Below are 14,015 nucleotides of genomic sequence, written 5' to 3'. Positions count from 1 at the left end.
AGGGCTGTCCACCGAACAACGAGGCTGTTGCCTCGATCCTTCATCAGGCATTGACGCTCTCCAGGCAGCATTGAAATCATCGTGTGCTAAGAGTGTTCCGCTCAACGGAACGACCCGAAGGAGGTGGAGAAGGTGCCCGCCGACCGGAGTGACGGCATGAGGGACCAGGCGGCGGTCGACCTGGTGGTGGCCGGCGCCGGCGGAGGCCTGGTCGGTGCGCTGCGTGCCGCCGAAGCCGGGCTCAGCGTGCTGGTCGTGGACCCGGACGAACACTTCCTGCGCGGCAACAACACCTCGATGTCCACGGCGATGATCCCCGGGGCGGGCACACGCTGGCAGTCGGCGGCGGGCGTCGAGGACAGCCCGGAGCGCTTCCTCGCCGACATCTCCGCCAAGACGCGTGGCGCCGCCGACCCCGTGCTGGCCGCCGCGCTCGCCGGACTCAGTGCGCCGCTCGTGGAATGGCTGGCCGACAGCGCGGACCTTCCCCTCCACCTCGTACGGGACTTCAGCTACCCGGGGCACTCCGCCGACCGGCTGCACACGGTCGACGGGCGGCACGGATCCGCACTGCTGCGTCATCTGTACGGACGGGTGCGGGCGCAGCCGTCCGTCGATCTGCTGGTCCCCGCCCGCGTCGTGGACGTCACGCTCGACGCGGCCGGCGACGTCACCGGGGCGGTGATCCAGTACCCGAGCGGCCACCGGGAGACCGTCCCGACCCGCGGGGTGCTGCTCGCGACCAACGGATACGGCGCGAACCGCGAGCTGGTGACGCGGCACATGCCCGAGGCGGCGACGGCGGAGTACCACGGCGGGCAGTTCTCGCTCGGCGACGGCCTGGACATCGGGCTGCGCCACGGGGCCGCGTCCGCCTTCATGGACGCCTACCAGGGCCACGCAGCGCTCGCCCGCCGCTCGCGGACGCTGGTCGGCTGGGCCACGGTCATGCACGGCGCGATCATGGTCGACACGGCAGGCGACCGGTTCGGCGACGAGACCACCGGCTACTCCGAGTTCGCCGCGGCGCTCACGGGCCGCCCCGGCTCGCGCGGCTGGATCGTGCTCGACCGCCGCATACACGACCTGTGTTCTTCCTTCACCGACTTCCGGCGGACCGCCGAGGCGGGTGCGCTGGTGTGGGCCGACGACGTGAACACGCTTGCCGAGCGCACCCGCCTCGACCGGGAGGCGCTGGCGGCCTCCGTCGAGGAACAGGTGTCGGCGGCCTCCGGTGCGGGCGGGCACGACAGGTTCGGCCGCACTTACGTCGAGCAGCCGCTCCGGGCACCGTACGCGGCCGTCGAGGTCGTTCCCGCGCTGTTCCACACCCAGGGCGGTCTCGCCGTCGACGGTGAGGCGCGGGTGCTGAACCGTGCCGGCGCACCGATCGGCGGTCTCTTCGCGTCGGGGGGCGCGGCACACGGCATATCGGGCCACGGCGCCGGCGGCTATCTCGCGGGCAACGGCCTGCTGCCGGCTCTGGGTCTTGCCTGGCAGGCGGCGAACACCCTGTCATGCACGTACGCACATGGAGAGGGCACAGCGCGATGACGGAATTCGATCGGCTGATCAAGAACGTGCGACTGGTGAGGCACGACGCGGCGGACATCCCGACGACGGACATCGCCGTCGCGGACGGCGTCTTCCGGCGCATCGCCCCGGACATCCCGGCCGAGGAAGCCCGTGAAGTGACCGACGGCAAGGGCCTGCTGGCCTTCCCGGGTGTCGTGGACGCACACCAGCACTGGGGGATCTACAACCCGCTGTCCGACGACACGGCGAGTGAGAGCCGCGCCTGCGCACAGGGCGGAGTGACGACGGCGCTCACATACATGCGCACGGGCCAGTACTACATGAACCGCGGCGGCAGCTACGACGAGGTCTTCCCCCTCGTCCTCGAGGCCTCCGAGGGCCGCAGCCACGTCGATTACGGCTTCCACCTCGCACCGATGCAGAAGTCGCACATCGAGGAGATTCCGGAGCTGATCGGCCGCTTCGGCGTCCCGTCGTTCAAGGTGTTCATGTTCTACGGGAGCCACGGCCTGCACGGCCGCTCCTCGGACCAGAACTCGTTCCTGATGATCCCGCCGGACGAGCGGTACGACCTGGCGCACTTTGAGTTCGTGATGCGTGGCGTGCAGGCGGCGCGGGAGAAGTACCCGGAGCTGGCCGACGCGATCTCCCTGTCCCTGCACTGCGAGACCGCGGAGATCATGACGGCGTACACCAGGCTCGTCGAGGAGGAGGGCGAGCTGACCGGGCTCGCCGCCTACAGCGCGTCCCGGCCGCCGCACTCGGAGGGCCTGGCGGTCACCATCGCGAGTTTCCTCGCCGCGGAGACCGAACTGCCCAACATCAATCTGCTGCACCTCTCCTCGCGGCGGGCGATCGAGTCCGCGTTGCTGATGGCCAGGACCTTTCCCCAGGTCGACTTCCGCCGCGAGGTCACCATCGGCCACCTGCTGGTGAACATCGAGACGGCATCGGGCGTCGGCGGCAAGGTCAACCCGCCGCTGCGCCCGCAGGAGGACGTCGACGCGCTCTGGGAGCACCTCGTGGCGGGCAACGTCGACTGGGTCGTCAGCGACCACGCGTGCTGCAAGGAAGAGGTGAAGTTCGGCGACCCGAAGAGCGACGTCTTCGCGGCCAAGTCGGGCTTCGGCGGCACGGAGTACCTGCTCCCGGGCCTGGCCGGTGCCGCCGGTTCGCACGGTCTCCCGCTCCAGAAGGTCGCCGAGCTCACCTCCTGGAACCCCGCACAGCGCTTCGGCCTCCGCTCCAAGGGGATGATCGCCGAGGGTTACGACGCGGACCTGGCCCTGGTCGATCCGGACCGCTCCTGGACGGTGAACGCGGCGAACTCCGAGTCGGTGCAGGAGTATTCGCCCATGCAGGGCCTGGAGATCGGCGCGAGCGTAAGCGCGACGTTCCTGCGCGGCCGCCCCGTCTACGCGAACGGTGAGGTGACAGGCCGGCCGGAGGGCCGCTACATATCCCGTCCGACCGTCTGACGGGGGCGGCCCACGACCCCTTGGCCGAAGTCGCCAGGCTCACCGCGCCGAACCGGAAGACGGACCTCGGGAGTTGGGACGTCCGTGCCCGCGACGGTGGGCCTGCTCGTACCCCACCGGGTTGACACCCACCGGGGCCAACACGAGAATGACACGTCATTCCGGACGATCAGAGGTGGAGGCAGCAGGTGGGCGCTGTGCCCCAAGGTGTGGTGGACAAGCGGGAGGTCATCCTCCGCGCTGCCAGCAAGGTGATCGCCGAGAAGGGGTACCACGCGACCGGGATCGCCGACATCGCCCGCGAACTGGGCGCCGGGCACGGGACGTTCTACCGCTACTTCAAGAACAAGGAAGACATCGCCCGCAGTCTCGTCGTCCGCGCTCTGGGGCAGATGCAGGACGCGATCGCCGATGAGGACCCTCAAGCCTCTCGCTCCCTGGGGGAGTACCGGGAACAGGTGCGGCGCATCGGCAACAAGCTCTTCGACCTCGTCGTCGCGGAGCCCGAACTGGCCCGGGTGCTGTTCTACGACGCGGCGGCCATAGCCCGTACCGACCCCGGAGTCCTCGGCTCCGCCGTGGAGAACGCGGGTGCCTATACGGCCGCCTTCATCCGCAACGGTCAGACGAGAGGCTTTGTGCGCTCGGAACTGGACCCGCAGGTGGTCGGTCTGGCCGTGAACGGCATGATCCTCGCCGGGTGCGCGCAACTGCTCCATGTCCGCGACGCCGAGGAGATGCGCACCTCGTGGATCCGGACGGTGGAGACGCTCATGTTCGACGGGCTCGGAGGCACCTGACGCCCGCAGCCCGCAGGCCGGGGCAAGGCAGCCCCGGCCCTTTCTTTGCCCACCGAGCAGAATGACATGTCATTCCGAGAAGGGATCCGGCACATGGTGCAAGTCGACGTCTTCTGGGCCTACGGGATCGGGGCGGGCTTCGGGACCGCCGCGGCCTTCCATCTTCGGCAGGCGCGCCCCGAACGGCGGTCCGGAAGGGGCGGTCCGCAGCAGCCGCCCCCCTACCTCCTCGCCACCGCCGTCTACTGCGGAATGCTGTTCGCGCCCAGCGGGATATGGCTGCTGTGGAGCTTTCCCGACTGGGAGACCATGCAGGTCGCCGACGGGCACGGGGCTCTGCCGGGCTGGCTGGTGGCACTGTTCGCGCTCACGAACGTCAGCCAGGGGCTGCTGGGGTACGAAGTGGCACGCCGCCTCGTCGTCCGCGGGCGCGTGTACGCGGCGTTTCTGCAGACCGGCGTCGGCTATCTCGGGATGTTCCTCATCCTCGTCCACGGCTGGGACGGGCGGGGCTACCAGCGCTTCTTCTCGCCGGGGCAGGAGGAGTTCGCCGAGTGGCCCGCGAGCCACGGCCCCGGCGAGCTGCTCTCACGCGCCGGTGACTGGGCGGTCTCGGCCGTCGGCCTGACCCTGGCCGGCATGGGTGTGGTTCTCCTGCCGGTGCTGTTCCACGTCCTGGTCACGGCGATCCGGAGCGGACAGCGGGACGCGGGTACCGAGATGCGCAGCGGGTCCCGCATCGTCGGCACGTTCCTGCTCGCCGTCTTCGGGCTGGCGCTGGGCTCGGCCGTCCTGGCGAGCGTGCTCATCCATCAACTCGGCTGGTGGGCGGGGACGCCCGTTGCCGCACTCATCGTCTGGGGACTGGTCCTGCGGCGGGAAACGGGTGCGGCCCACCGGGTCTTCGGGCTGCTCGGCCTGCCGGACGCCCCGAAGTCCGGCGGCGGACACGACGAAGGGAAGCACCCGGACGACCACACCCGGCCGGAGGCTGAGGCATCCGCGGGAGAGCCGCAGGCCGTACCCGACGAAGCGGTGCGCACCTGACGCCCCGAACGGCGCGGCGGATGCCGGCGGGGTTCCGGGTCAGGAACCCCGCCGGCATCCGGCGTGGATCGCGGGGGAGCTGCCGCTCATCCGGGCCCAGCTGCAACTGCCGGTCCCGGACCGGCGGTTCCGCCACTCATCCACCCCGGGCCCGTGCGCTCACGGTGTTGGCGAAGCGACCCCCGCTCCGGCCTCCGCCGTCAGGACGCGATCGGGCCGGATCGGCAGATTCCGGTGCCGTACGCCGGTCGCGTGCCACACCGCGTTGGCGATCGCCGCGGCGGCGCCCACGATGCCGATCTCGCCGATGCCCTTGATGCCGACGGGGTCGTCCGGCTCCGGGTCGTCGATCCAGTCCGCCTCGATGTGCGGCACGTCGGCGTTCGCCGAGACGTGGTAACCCGCGAAGTCGGCGCCGACGTTGGCTCCCGATGCCTGGTCCCGGAGCGCCTCCTCGTGCAGGGCCATGGAAATGCCCCAGGTCATTCCGCCGACGAACTGGCTGCGTGCCGTCAGCGGGTTGACGATCCGGCCCGCCGCGAAGATGCCGAGCATGCGGCGCACACGTACTTCGCCGGTGGCGGTGTCCACCGCGACCTCCGCGAACTGCGCTCCGAACGAGTGCCGTTCGGTCTCCGCGAGTGCCCCGATCGCCTCGGCGGTGTCCGAGCGCGCCGTGATGCCCTCCGGTGGAATGCTGCCGCCCAGGGCCAGTTGCTCCCGCAGCTCGCGTGCGGCGGACGTCACCGCCCACGCCCACGAGCGGGTCCCCATCGAACCGCCGGCGATCATCGCCTGGCCGAAGTCGCTGTCGCCGATGCGGACGTGCACCCGTTCAGGAGTCACGCCGAGCTCCTCGGCGGCGACGAGGGTCAGGGCGGTACGGGCGCCGGTTCCGATGTCGGCCGCGGTGATCCGCACGGTGAAGGTGCCGTCCGCCTCCGCCGTCACCGCCCCGGTGGACGGTACGGCCCGTGCGGGGAAGGAGGCGGCGGCGGTGCCGGTCCCCAGCAGCAGCCGCCCCTCACGGCGCACCGCCGGACGCGGGTCCCGGCCCTCCCAGCCGAACCTGCGGGCGCCCTCCTCGAAGCAGGTGATCACGCGGCGGCTGCTGAACGGCAGCCCGGAGACGGGTCCGGTCTGCGGGTCGTTGCGGGCACGCAGAGCGATCGGGTCGATGCCGCACTTCTCGGCGAGTTCGTCGAGCGCGGACTCGATCGCGAACGAGCCCGGTGCCTCGCCCGGCGCGCGCATGAACGTCGGGCTGGGCACGTCGAGCCGCACGATCCGGTTGGCGGTGTGGTGGGCGTCGGCGTCGTACATCACCCGCCCCACAGCAGCGCATCCCTCGACGAATTCGTGCACGGTCGAGGTGAGGCTGAGCGAGTCGTGCTGCAGGGCGCGCAGCCGCCCGTCGGCGTCGGCCCCGAGCTTGATCTGCTGCGCCGTCGGGCTCCGGTAGCCGATCAGCGAGAACATCTGCCGGCGCGTCAGCACGACCCGGACCGGGCGCTGGAGGACGGTCGCGGCCATCACGGCGGCCACCTGATGCGCACGCACGCCCTTGGAACCGAAGGCGCCGCCGACGTGTTCGGATCGCACCCGCACGGAGGACGGGTCGAGCGAGAACAGCTGCGCCAGCTCGTTCACGATCCACGTGCTGCCCTGGTTGGAGTCGACGATCTCGAGGCGGCCGCCTTCCCATCGGGCCGCCGCAGCGTGCGGCTCCATCGGGTTGTGGTGCTCTTCCGGCGTCGTGTACTCCTCGTCCACGACGACGGCGGACGAGGCGAGTTCGGCTTCCAGGTCCCCCTTCTCCGCGAGGGCCGAACCCATGCCGTCGTGCGCGTAGGCGTCAGGCCGTCCCGCGGCGAACGCGATGTCGTGCGGCTCCTCCTCGTACCGCACCACCAGCGCCTCGGCGGCCTCCCTGGCCTGCTCGGAGGTCTCGGCGACGACGAGCGCCACCGGCCAGCCCCTGTGCGGCACGCGGTCGTTCTGGAAAACGGCGACGGTCGGGTCAGGAGGCCCCAGCATGCCGACGTAGTCGGTATTCACGTGCGGCGCGTTCCCGTGGTGCAGGACTTCGAGCACACCGGGCATTTCGAGGACGGGTCCGGTCTCGACAGAGAGGATCCGGCCGCGGGCGATGGTGGACAACACCAGCCAGCCGTGGGCGAGTTCGGCGAAGGGGATGTCGCCGGCGTAGCGGGCCGCGCCGGTGACCTTCTCCAGGCCTTCCACGCGGGTGTGCGGAGCGCCGTGGGAACTCTTCGCCGGGGTGGTTCCGGTCGTGGTGGTGGTCATCGGTCGGCCTCCTCGGACAGTTCGGTCAGCACGGCCACCACCAGATTGCGGATCAGGCCCACCTTGTATCCGTTCTGGGGCAGCGGCTCGGCGGCCGCGAGCTCGGCTTCCGCCGCGGCGGCGAAGGTCTCGGCGGTGGCCGGTGCCCCGGTCAGTACCCGCTCTGCAGCGCGGGCCCGCCACGGCCGTGAGGCGACAGCCCCGAAGGCCAGGCGCGCCTCCTGCACGGCACCGTTCCGGACGTCGAGCGCGGCGGCCACGGAGCCGATCGCGAACGCGTACGAGGCGCGCTCGCGGACCTTCCGATAGCGGGAGTTGGCGGCGACCGGAGAGGGCGGCAGAGTCACGCCGGTGATCAACGCTCCGGAAGGCAGCGCCGTCTCCAGGTGCGGAGTGTCTCCGACGGGCGCGTAGAACTCGGTCATGGGCAACTGGCCTGACCCGTCCGCCGTTTCGTACTGGACGACGGCGTCGAAGGCGGCCAGCGCCACCCCCATGTCCGAGGGGTGCACGGCCACACAGTGGTGGGACGCGCCCAGGATCGCGTGATTGTGGTGCTCGCCCTCGATGGCGGGGCAACCGGTGCCGGGGGAGCGCTTGTTGCACGGCTGGGACACGTCGGCGAAGTAGCCGCAGCGGGTGCGCTGGAGCAGATTCCCGCCGACGGTGGCCATGTTGCGCAGCTGCCCTGACGCTCCGGCGAGCACCGCCTGGGCCAACGCCGGGTAGTTGCGGCGGACTTCGGGGTGTGCGGCCAGGTCGCTGTTGGTGACGGTCGCACCGATGCGCAGGCCGCCGTCCCCGGTCCTCTCGACCTCTCCGAGCGGAAGCCGCGTGACGTCGACGAGTTGGGCGGGCCGCTCGACGCCGGTCTTCATCAGGTCGACGAGGTTCGTGCCGCCCCCGAGGAAGCGGGCCTCCGGATCGGCCGCGAGCTGCGCGACCGCGCCGGACACATCGAGAACGCGCTGGTAGCCGAACTCCCTCATGCTACCGCCCCGTTCCCGGCCTGCTCGGCCTCCGTCCCGGCCGAGGCCGCCCGGGCGACGGCCTCGACGATCTGCACATAGGCGCCGCAGCGGCACAGGTTGCCGCTCATCCGCTCACGTATCTCCTCCGCGGTCAGCGGCGGCGGTGCGCTCCTCACGTCGCTCGTGACGGCGCTCGGCCAGCCCGCCGCGTGCTCCTCGATCATGGCGACGGCCGAACAGATCTGTCCCGGAGTGCAGTAGCCGCACTGGTAGCCGTCGAGGTCGAGGAACGCCTGCTGCACCGGATGCAGTCGCTCCCCGTCGGCCACGCCCTCGATGGTGGTGATCTCCCGCCCCTCGGCGGCCACCGCGAGCTGAAGGCAGGAGACGGCCCGCTGCCCGTCGAGCAGAACGGTGCATGCGCCGCACTGCCCTTGGTCGCAGCCCTTCTTGGTGCCCGTCAGGTCGAGACGCTCGCGGAGCGCGTCGAGGAGGGTGGTGCGGTGGTCGACGGACAGCGTGTGTTTCTCGCCGTTGATGTTCAGGGTGATGGCGCTGGACGTCGATGGGTCCATGCTCAGCCTTCTTTCGCGTATCGGAGCGCGTCGGAACCCCTCCGGCAAGCAGAGGAACGGGGACGCGGCCGTACGGACCGTACGTGGCGACGGCGGCTGCGAGAACGGGCTGAGGGAAGGAGGAGCGCCGACGGCCCCGTTCGACGTTATGGTGGACCTAACCGGAGGGTTGTCCGTTACCGGAGAACGTAGTGGACAGTTGTCCGTTTTGGCAAGCCCGGGTTCGGGCGCGAACCCGCGAGGAGGACGAGTGCAGCAGAGCAAGGAGACGCCTCTGCGCTCGGACGCACGACGCAACCGTGAGCGCATCCTCGACGTGGCCCTGGCGGAGCTGACGCGTTCCACGAACGTCCCGTTGAGCGCGATCGCCAAGAAGGCAGGCGTCGGTCAGGCCACGTTCTACCGCAACTTCCCCAGCCGCGAAGCCCTCGTGCTGGAGGTCTACCGCCACGAGATGCATCAAGTCGCCGACGCGGCCGCCCAGTTGATCAAGACCTACGCGCCCGACCGTGCGCTGCGTGAGTGGATGGACCGCCTCGCCCGGTTCGCCATGGCCAAGGCCGGGTTGGCGGACGCCATCCGCCAGGCCACCAGCGCGCCCGGAAACGCGGAGAAGCCGGGCCACGGACCGGTGACGCGGGCCGCCGAACTCCTGCTCCGTGCCAACGAGGAGGCCGGCACCATCCGTCCGGGAGTGACCGCGGACGACTTCCTCCTCGCCATCGCGGGCCTCTGGCAGATCGACCCGCGGGGTGAGTGGCAGCCACGGGTCAGCCGGCTCCTCGATCTCGTCATGGACGGGCTGCGAGCGGGAGCGGCCGGCGTCGAGTGAAGGTCCCCTCTTGATCGCGTCCGGCGCTCTCCCGGCGATCAGCGACCCCGCTTCGGTGGCGTCCGGCTCCGGCCGGAGGCGCCGGCCCGCGTGACCGGAGTGCCGCATGGGCCGTCGCGGACGAGGGGACGAACCGCCACCACTGGACACCAACCACCTCACCGGTCCCACACACTTCCGCCTCAGGTGTGCTCTGACTATGGCGTTCGGGGCTTGATTGCGCTGGACTTGGGGACGACCGCCCATGACATCGACTCGGATCCGGCACCCGAGCCCCCGCGAAGCATCAGTCCAAGACCAGACGACCTCGTGACCTTCGTGACTCGCCGGAGACGCCGTGAACCGGGATCGGGGGAAACGGATGGATTGCGTACACCTCTCTGACGCGGAGCTGCTCCGTCTCGTATGGGAAGGGGGAGAGATCTCCCGCGCCGCGCTGCACGAGCTTGAGCGGCGCCACTTCCCTGCCGTTCGAGCCTTCGCCGCCTTCGGCGCCGTGAGTCCGCAGGCCGCGGACGAACTTGCGTACCAGGGATGGCAGCAGGCGCTTCGGCAGCAGGCGGAGGGCAGCGTCAGCGGTGCCGTACGTGCGGGTGCGCTCTCCGCGGTGCTTCAGACGGCGTCAGCATGGGCGCAGGCGAGCGGACGGGCGGCGCTGAATCCCCAACTGGCGGCGTGGATGGAAGCCAACAGCGCGGTGATGCCGGGGAGCACCGCGCCGGCGGGCTTCCACCGCCCGTCACTCGTGGCGCGCGCCTTCGCCGGCATTCCCTGCCGCAGCCAGACGGTCCTTTGGCACCAGTTGGTCGAGCACAACGACACCGCAACGACCGGCCGGTTGATCGGTGCGGGTTCCGGTGAGGTGGTCGTGGCCACCGGCCGTGCGCAGGAGGAGCTGTACAACTCCTACGTCCAGGTCCTGCTGAACGGGATGCACGACGAATGCCGTCTCTACCACCGGCTGGTGCTCGCGTACGGGGACGCGAGGTCCGCGAACGTCGCCGCCGAGGTCGCGCCGCACCTGGAGCGTTGTGCCCGCTGCTCCCGGGCCGTCGGTGATCTCGGGCGTCTGCGTCACGACCCTGGCACGCTGCTGGCGCAGGCGCTGCTGCCGTGGGGCGGCTCGGAGTACGCCGCGCAGAGTGCGAACGCCAACCGGGGTGGCGGGCGCGGGGACTTCATGCCCGGGGCCGGCATGGCTCCCACCCCGGCGATAGCTGCTCTGCCCCCCGGCAGCCAGATGCCGCAGGGCCTCATGTCCGGTTCCCTCGGTGCCGGAAGCCAGGAGTCCGGGGGCCGGGCGCCCGGCAGGGGGCGGCACGCGGCCGCCGAAGCGGCCGGAGCCGGCGCGGCTGCGCGTGCCACGAAGCGACGTACCGACCTGGTCGTGCGGTGCACGGCGGTCGCAGGCGTCTGCGCGGTCGGCGCCGCCTTCGCCTTCGGATTCGTCGGGGACTCCGACACGGGGAAGCCGCAGAGCAAGGAACCGGTGTCGCCGGTCAAGGCCTCGCCGTCTCCCTCCAAGACGCCTGGCCCCCTCCGTGCCACGGCCACGGCGAAGTCCACTTCGAACCCCTCGAGGAAGCCCTCGTCGAAGCCCACCAGGACACAGCCCGCGCCGCCCGACGCCGGTTCGGACCGGCCTTCCCAGCCGGCCGTGCGCAACGTGGCCGTGGAGTGGCTGTTCGACAAGGTCAGCAGCGACGGCGTGACGCCCGACAGTTCGGCGAACAACAACGCCGGCACGCTCTTCGGCGCGTCCCGTCCAAGACCCACGGAATTGGGAGCGCTGGCGTTCGACGGGGAGCAGTTCGTCGCGTCGAACGGCCCTCTGATCGACACGACCGGCAGCTTCACCGTCTCGGCGCAGGTCGTGCTCGACCGCACTGACGTCTCGCAGACGATCGTGAGTCAGGACGGGTCGGACTCCAGTGCCTTCATGCTCCAGTACGACGCCGATGAGTCCCGGTTCGAGATGAGCATGCCGGAGGAGGACACCGGCGACGCGGAGTCCGACGCCGACGAGGCCGTCTCGGCGCTGGAGCCCCAAGCGGGCCAGTTGGTGCATCTGACGGGTGTCTACGACGACGCCGACGACGAGGTGCGCCTGTACGTCAACGGCCGGCTCGCCGGAACCGCCGATCACGAGGAAGACTTCGCCTCCGGCGGCAACTTCGTCGTCGGCCGCGGGCTGTCGGACAACGCGTTCTTCCAGGGACTCGACGGGGCCGTCGACGACGTGCGCGCCGTGGGGAGGGCGGTCTCCTCGGCGGAGGCCGCGTCCCTGGCACGGGAGTCCTGACGAACCCGGGAGAGCGGCCGCGCGCGGAGCGGCGAGCTGGGGCCGCCTCCTCACGGCGTTGACCGCGACGGCCGCGAACAGGCCGCACCGACCGCGACCACGTGCAACCTGCGTGCCCCGCACCCGCACCCTCGGCCCTGACGCCGGCACGAGATGAAGCGAGCACGGCCCCTGACCCCTCGCTTGATGTCGCCCCGTGCCGCGTGGGATTCCGCCCCCGGTGACCGTGGGCCGCCCGGCCTCATGCACTCCGCGTCTCCCAACCGATGCCGCGGGGGCTGTCCCCGAACTGCCCCCGTACCCGTGGAAGATCCGGTTCCTTGTCGCACGCTGATACCTAGCGCTACTATGCATCAGGGTCCTAGGTATGGGCCCGGGGAGGTCTCGTGAGGGTCACCAAGGATCTCGTCGCCGCCTCGGCGACACCGATGGTGCTGGGCATCCTGGCCGAGGGGGAGAGCTACGGCTACGCCATCCTCAGACGGATCAACGAGCTGTCCGGCGGAGAGCTGGACTGGACGGAGGGGCTGCTCTACCCGTTGCTGCACCGGCTCGAGCGCCTCGGACATGTGGAGTCGAGCTGGCAGGCGGTCACCGGGGAGCGGCGGCGCAAGTACTACCGCATCACGGACAGCGGCCTGGCCGAGCTCGCAGAGCAACGCCGGCAGTGGGACACGGTCGTGGACGCGCTCAAGCAGGTCTGGCTCGGCACCGGCGACCTCAAGTCGTTGACAGCAATACCGCTGGAGGGCCCGGCATGACAGCGCTGGACGGTCAGGACGACCTCGAGGGCCAGTTCGCTCAGTGGCGCCACTATGTGCAACGCCGCCCGGAACTTCGGCAGTCCGACGCCGATGAGCTCGAAGACCACCTGCGGGGCTCCGTCGACGAGCTGACAGCCCTCGGCCTGCGCCCCGACGAGGCGTTCCTGGTCGCGGTCAAACGCATGGGCGGTCTGGACGACCTCTCCCGAGAGTTCGCCCGCGAGCACTCCGAACGGCTGTGGAAGCAGCTGGTGTTGACCGGTGAGCCCGACAGCGCGGTGGCGGACGACCGGTCGCGGCGTGACCTGTACGCGATGATCATCTGCGTCGCGGGAGCGGCGATGTCCGTCAAGGTTCCCGCGCTGTTCGGCATGAGCTTCGAGGACGACCCCGGTTTCCACGGCCGAAACTTCAGCCTGTTCGCGCTGCCGTGGCTCGCGGCCTTCCTGGCCTGGCGTCGCCGCGCCGCACGAACGGTGATCGGAATTCTGGTGGGGCTGTTCGCGCTCGGAGCGGTGGCGGCCAATGTCTATCCGCTCGCGGACGACTCCCAGTCGGCGGTCCTGACGGGCATCCATCTGCCCATCGCCCTGTGGTTCGCGGTCGGTCTGGCGTATGTCGCCGACGACCTGCGATCGACGCGCCGGCGCATGGACTTCATCCGCTTCACCGGCGAATGGTTCGTCTATCTCTCCCTCATTGCCGCGGGTGGCGGCGTGCTGATGTCGCTCGTGTTCGGGACGTTCAAGGCCATCGGGGTGAACCCGGAGGACTTCGTCGTCCAGTGGCTGCTTCCCTGCGGGGGCGTGTCGGCGGTGGTGGTGGGCGGGTGGCTCGTCGAGGCCAAGCAGAGCGTCGTGGAGAACATGGCCCCTGTGCTGGCGCGGCTGTTCACCCCGCTGGTCACCCTGGTGATGCTGGCCTTCCTCGTGGCGTTCGGCGTGACAAGCGCCGGCATCGATGTGGAGCGGGAAGCGCTGATCCTCTTCGACCTTCTGCTGGTCGTGGTGCTGGGGCTGCTGCTCTACTCGATCTCGGCCCGCGATCCGCTGGCCTCGCCCGGCCTGTTCGACAAGCTGCAGGTGGCTCTCGTGGTCAGCGCGCTCGCCATCGACGTGCTGGTGATGGTGGAGATCACCGGACGCATCACTGAGTACGGCACCACGCCCAACAAGGCGGCGGCGCTCGGCGAGAACATCATCCTGCTGGCCAACCTCACCTGGTCGGCATGGCTGGTGCTGGGCTTCGTCCGGCGGCGCACTCCGTTCGGGGCGCTGGAGGGCTGGCAGACCAACTACCTGCCGGTGTATGCCGCGTGGGCATGGGTCGTGGCCCTGGTCTTCCCGCCGGTGTTCGGCTACCTCTGACGGCTGCACGGTCCGGAACGACCGGCCTGATCCGTC

Annotated in this window: 11 protein-coding genes; 8 read left to right on the top strand and 3 right to left on the bottom strand. The window is 70.4% G+C overall.

Features of this window, described 5'->3' with window-relative positions; translation table 11 throughout:
- The first annotated feature begins 132 nt into the window (after nucleotides 1-132).
- The 4 genes from I004_RS0104920 (at nucleotide 133) to I004_RS32295 (ending at nucleotide 4,861) form a co-directional block, all read left to right on the top strand.
- Entirely contained in the window at nucleotides 133-1,554 is a 1,422-nt protein-coding gene (locus I004_RS0104920; protein WP_486579743.1) for an FAD-dependent oxidoreductase, read from the top strand.
- Nucleotides 1,551-3,014 carry a dihydroorotase gene (locus I004_RS0104915; RefSeq protein WP_028434556.1) on the top strand — a complete coding sequence of 488 codons (1,464 nt, stop codon included), beginning with the start codon at nucleotides 1,551-1,553 and terminating at the stop codon, nucleotides 3,012-3,014. Before I004_RS0104920 ends, I004_RS0104915 begins: the two co-directional genes overlap by 4 nt.
- A gap of 188 nt (nucleotides 3,015-3,202) precedes the next feature.
- Nucleotides 3,203-3,814, top strand: coding sequence for a TetR/AcrR family transcriptional regulator (locus tag I004_RS0104910; protein WP_028434555.1), 612 nt, complete (start codon nucleotides 3,203-3,205; stop codon nucleotides 3,812-3,814).
- 93 nt (nucleotides 3,815-3,907) lie between these two features.
- Complete coding sequence (locus tag I004_RS32295; protein WP_051344716.1) at nucleotides 3,908-4,861, top strand: hypothetical protein; 954 nt, start codon at nucleotides 3,908-3,910, stop codon at nucleotides 4,859-4,861.
- A 159-nt stretch (nucleotides 4,862-5,020) separates the two neighbouring features.
- Here the strand turns inward: I004_RS32295 and I004_RS0104900 are convergent, their stop codons facing one another.
- Genes I004_RS0104900 through I004_RS0104890 form a run of 3 tightly spaced genes read right to left on the bottom strand, consistent with a single transcriptional unit; the run spans nucleotide 5,021 to nucleotide 8,714 of the window.
- The gene (locus I004_RS0104900; protein WP_028434554.1) at nucleotides 5,021-7,168 is read right to left on the bottom strand and encodes a xanthine dehydrogenase family protein molybdopterin-binding subunit; all 2,148 of its coding nucleotides are present in this window, start codon (nucleotides 7,166-7,168) and stop codon (nucleotides 5,021-5,023) included.
- A complete protein-coding gene (locus I004_RS0104895) occupies nucleotides 7,165-8,157 on the bottom strand; it encodes an FAD binding domain-containing protein (protein WP_028434553.1) in 993 nt (330 codons plus the stop codon). Before I004_RS0104895 ends, I004_RS0104900 begins: the two co-directional genes overlap by 4 nt.
- Entirely contained in the window at nucleotides 8,154-8,714 is a 561-nt protein-coding gene (locus I004_RS0104890) for a 2Fe-2S iron-sulfur cluster-binding protein (RefSeq protein WP_028434552.1), read from the bottom strand. The genes I004_RS0104895 and I004_RS0104890 overlap by 4 nt, the downstream gene beginning before the upstream one ends.
- Before the next feature lie 250 nt (nucleotides 8,715-8,964).
- On the opposite strand from I004_RS0104890, the gene I004_RS0104885 reads away from it, so the two are divergent.
- The 4 genes from I004_RS0104885 (at nucleotide 8,965) to I004_RS0104870 (ending at nucleotide 13,979) form a co-directional block, all read left to right on the top strand.
- Entirely contained in the window at nucleotides 8,965-9,546 is a 582-nt protein-coding gene (locus tag I004_RS0104885; RefSeq protein ID WP_028434551.1) for a TetR/AcrR family transcriptional regulator, read from the top strand.
- A gap of 361 nt (nucleotides 9,547-9,907) precedes the next feature.
- Entirely contained in the window at nucleotides 9,908-11,848 is a 1,941-nt protein-coding gene (locus I004_RS0104880) for a LamG-like jellyroll fold domain-containing protein (protein WP_028434550.1), read from the top strand.
- A gap of 386 nt (nucleotides 11,849-12,234) precedes the next feature.
- Nucleotides 12,235-12,609, top strand: a complete 375-nt coding sequence (locus I004_RS0104875) for a PadR family transcriptional regulator (RefSeq protein ID WP_028434549.1) — start codon at nucleotides 12,235-12,237, stop codon at nucleotides 12,607-12,609.
- Nucleotides 12,606-13,979 carry a permease prefix domain 1-containing protein gene (locus tag I004_RS0104870; RefSeq protein ID WP_028434548.1) on the top strand — a complete coding sequence of 458 codons (1,374 nt, stop codon included), beginning with the start codon at nucleotides 12,606-12,608 and terminating at the stop codon, nucleotides 13,977-13,979. Before I004_RS0104875 ends, I004_RS0104870 begins: the two co-directional genes overlap by 4 nt.
- The last annotated feature ends 36 nt before the right edge of the window (nucleotides 13,980-14,015 follow it).

Source organism: Streptomyces sp. TAA486 (assembly GCF_000426165.1).
This window is presented reverse-complemented; position numbering and strand designations above follow the sequence as displayed.

What these genes read in the sequence shown, in the direction of transcription:
- I004_RS0104915 (WP_028434556.1), top strand. Translation starts at nt 1,551, where the DNA reads ATGACGGAATTCGATCGGCTGATCAAGAACGTGCGACTGGTGAGGCAC.
- I004_RS32295 (WP_051344716.1), top strand. Translation starts at nt 3,908, where the DNA reads ATGGTGCAAGTCGACGTCTTCTGGGCCTACGGGATCGGGGCGGGCTTC.
- I004_RS0104900 (WP_028434554.1), bottom strand. Translation starts at nt 7,168, where the DNA reads ATGACCACCACCACGACCGGAACCACCCCGGCGAAGAGTTCCCACGGC.
- I004_RS0104895 (WP_028434553.1), bottom strand. Translation starts at nt 8,157, where the DNA reads ATGAGGGAGTTCGGCTACCAGCGCGTTCTCGATGTGTCCGGCGCGGTC.
- I004_RS0104890 (WP_028434552.1), bottom strand. Translation starts at nt 8,714, where the DNA reads ATGGACCCATCGACGTCCAGCGCCATCACCCTGAACATCAACGGCGAG.
- I004_RS0104880 (WP_028434550.1), top strand. Translation starts at nt 9,908, where the DNA reads ATGGATTGCGTACACCTCTCTGACGCGGAGCTGCTCCGTCTCGTATGG.
- I004_RS0104870 (WP_028434548.1), top strand. Translation starts at nt 12,606, where the DNA reads ATGACAGCGCTGGACGGTCAGGACGACCTCGAGGGCCAGTTCGCTCAG.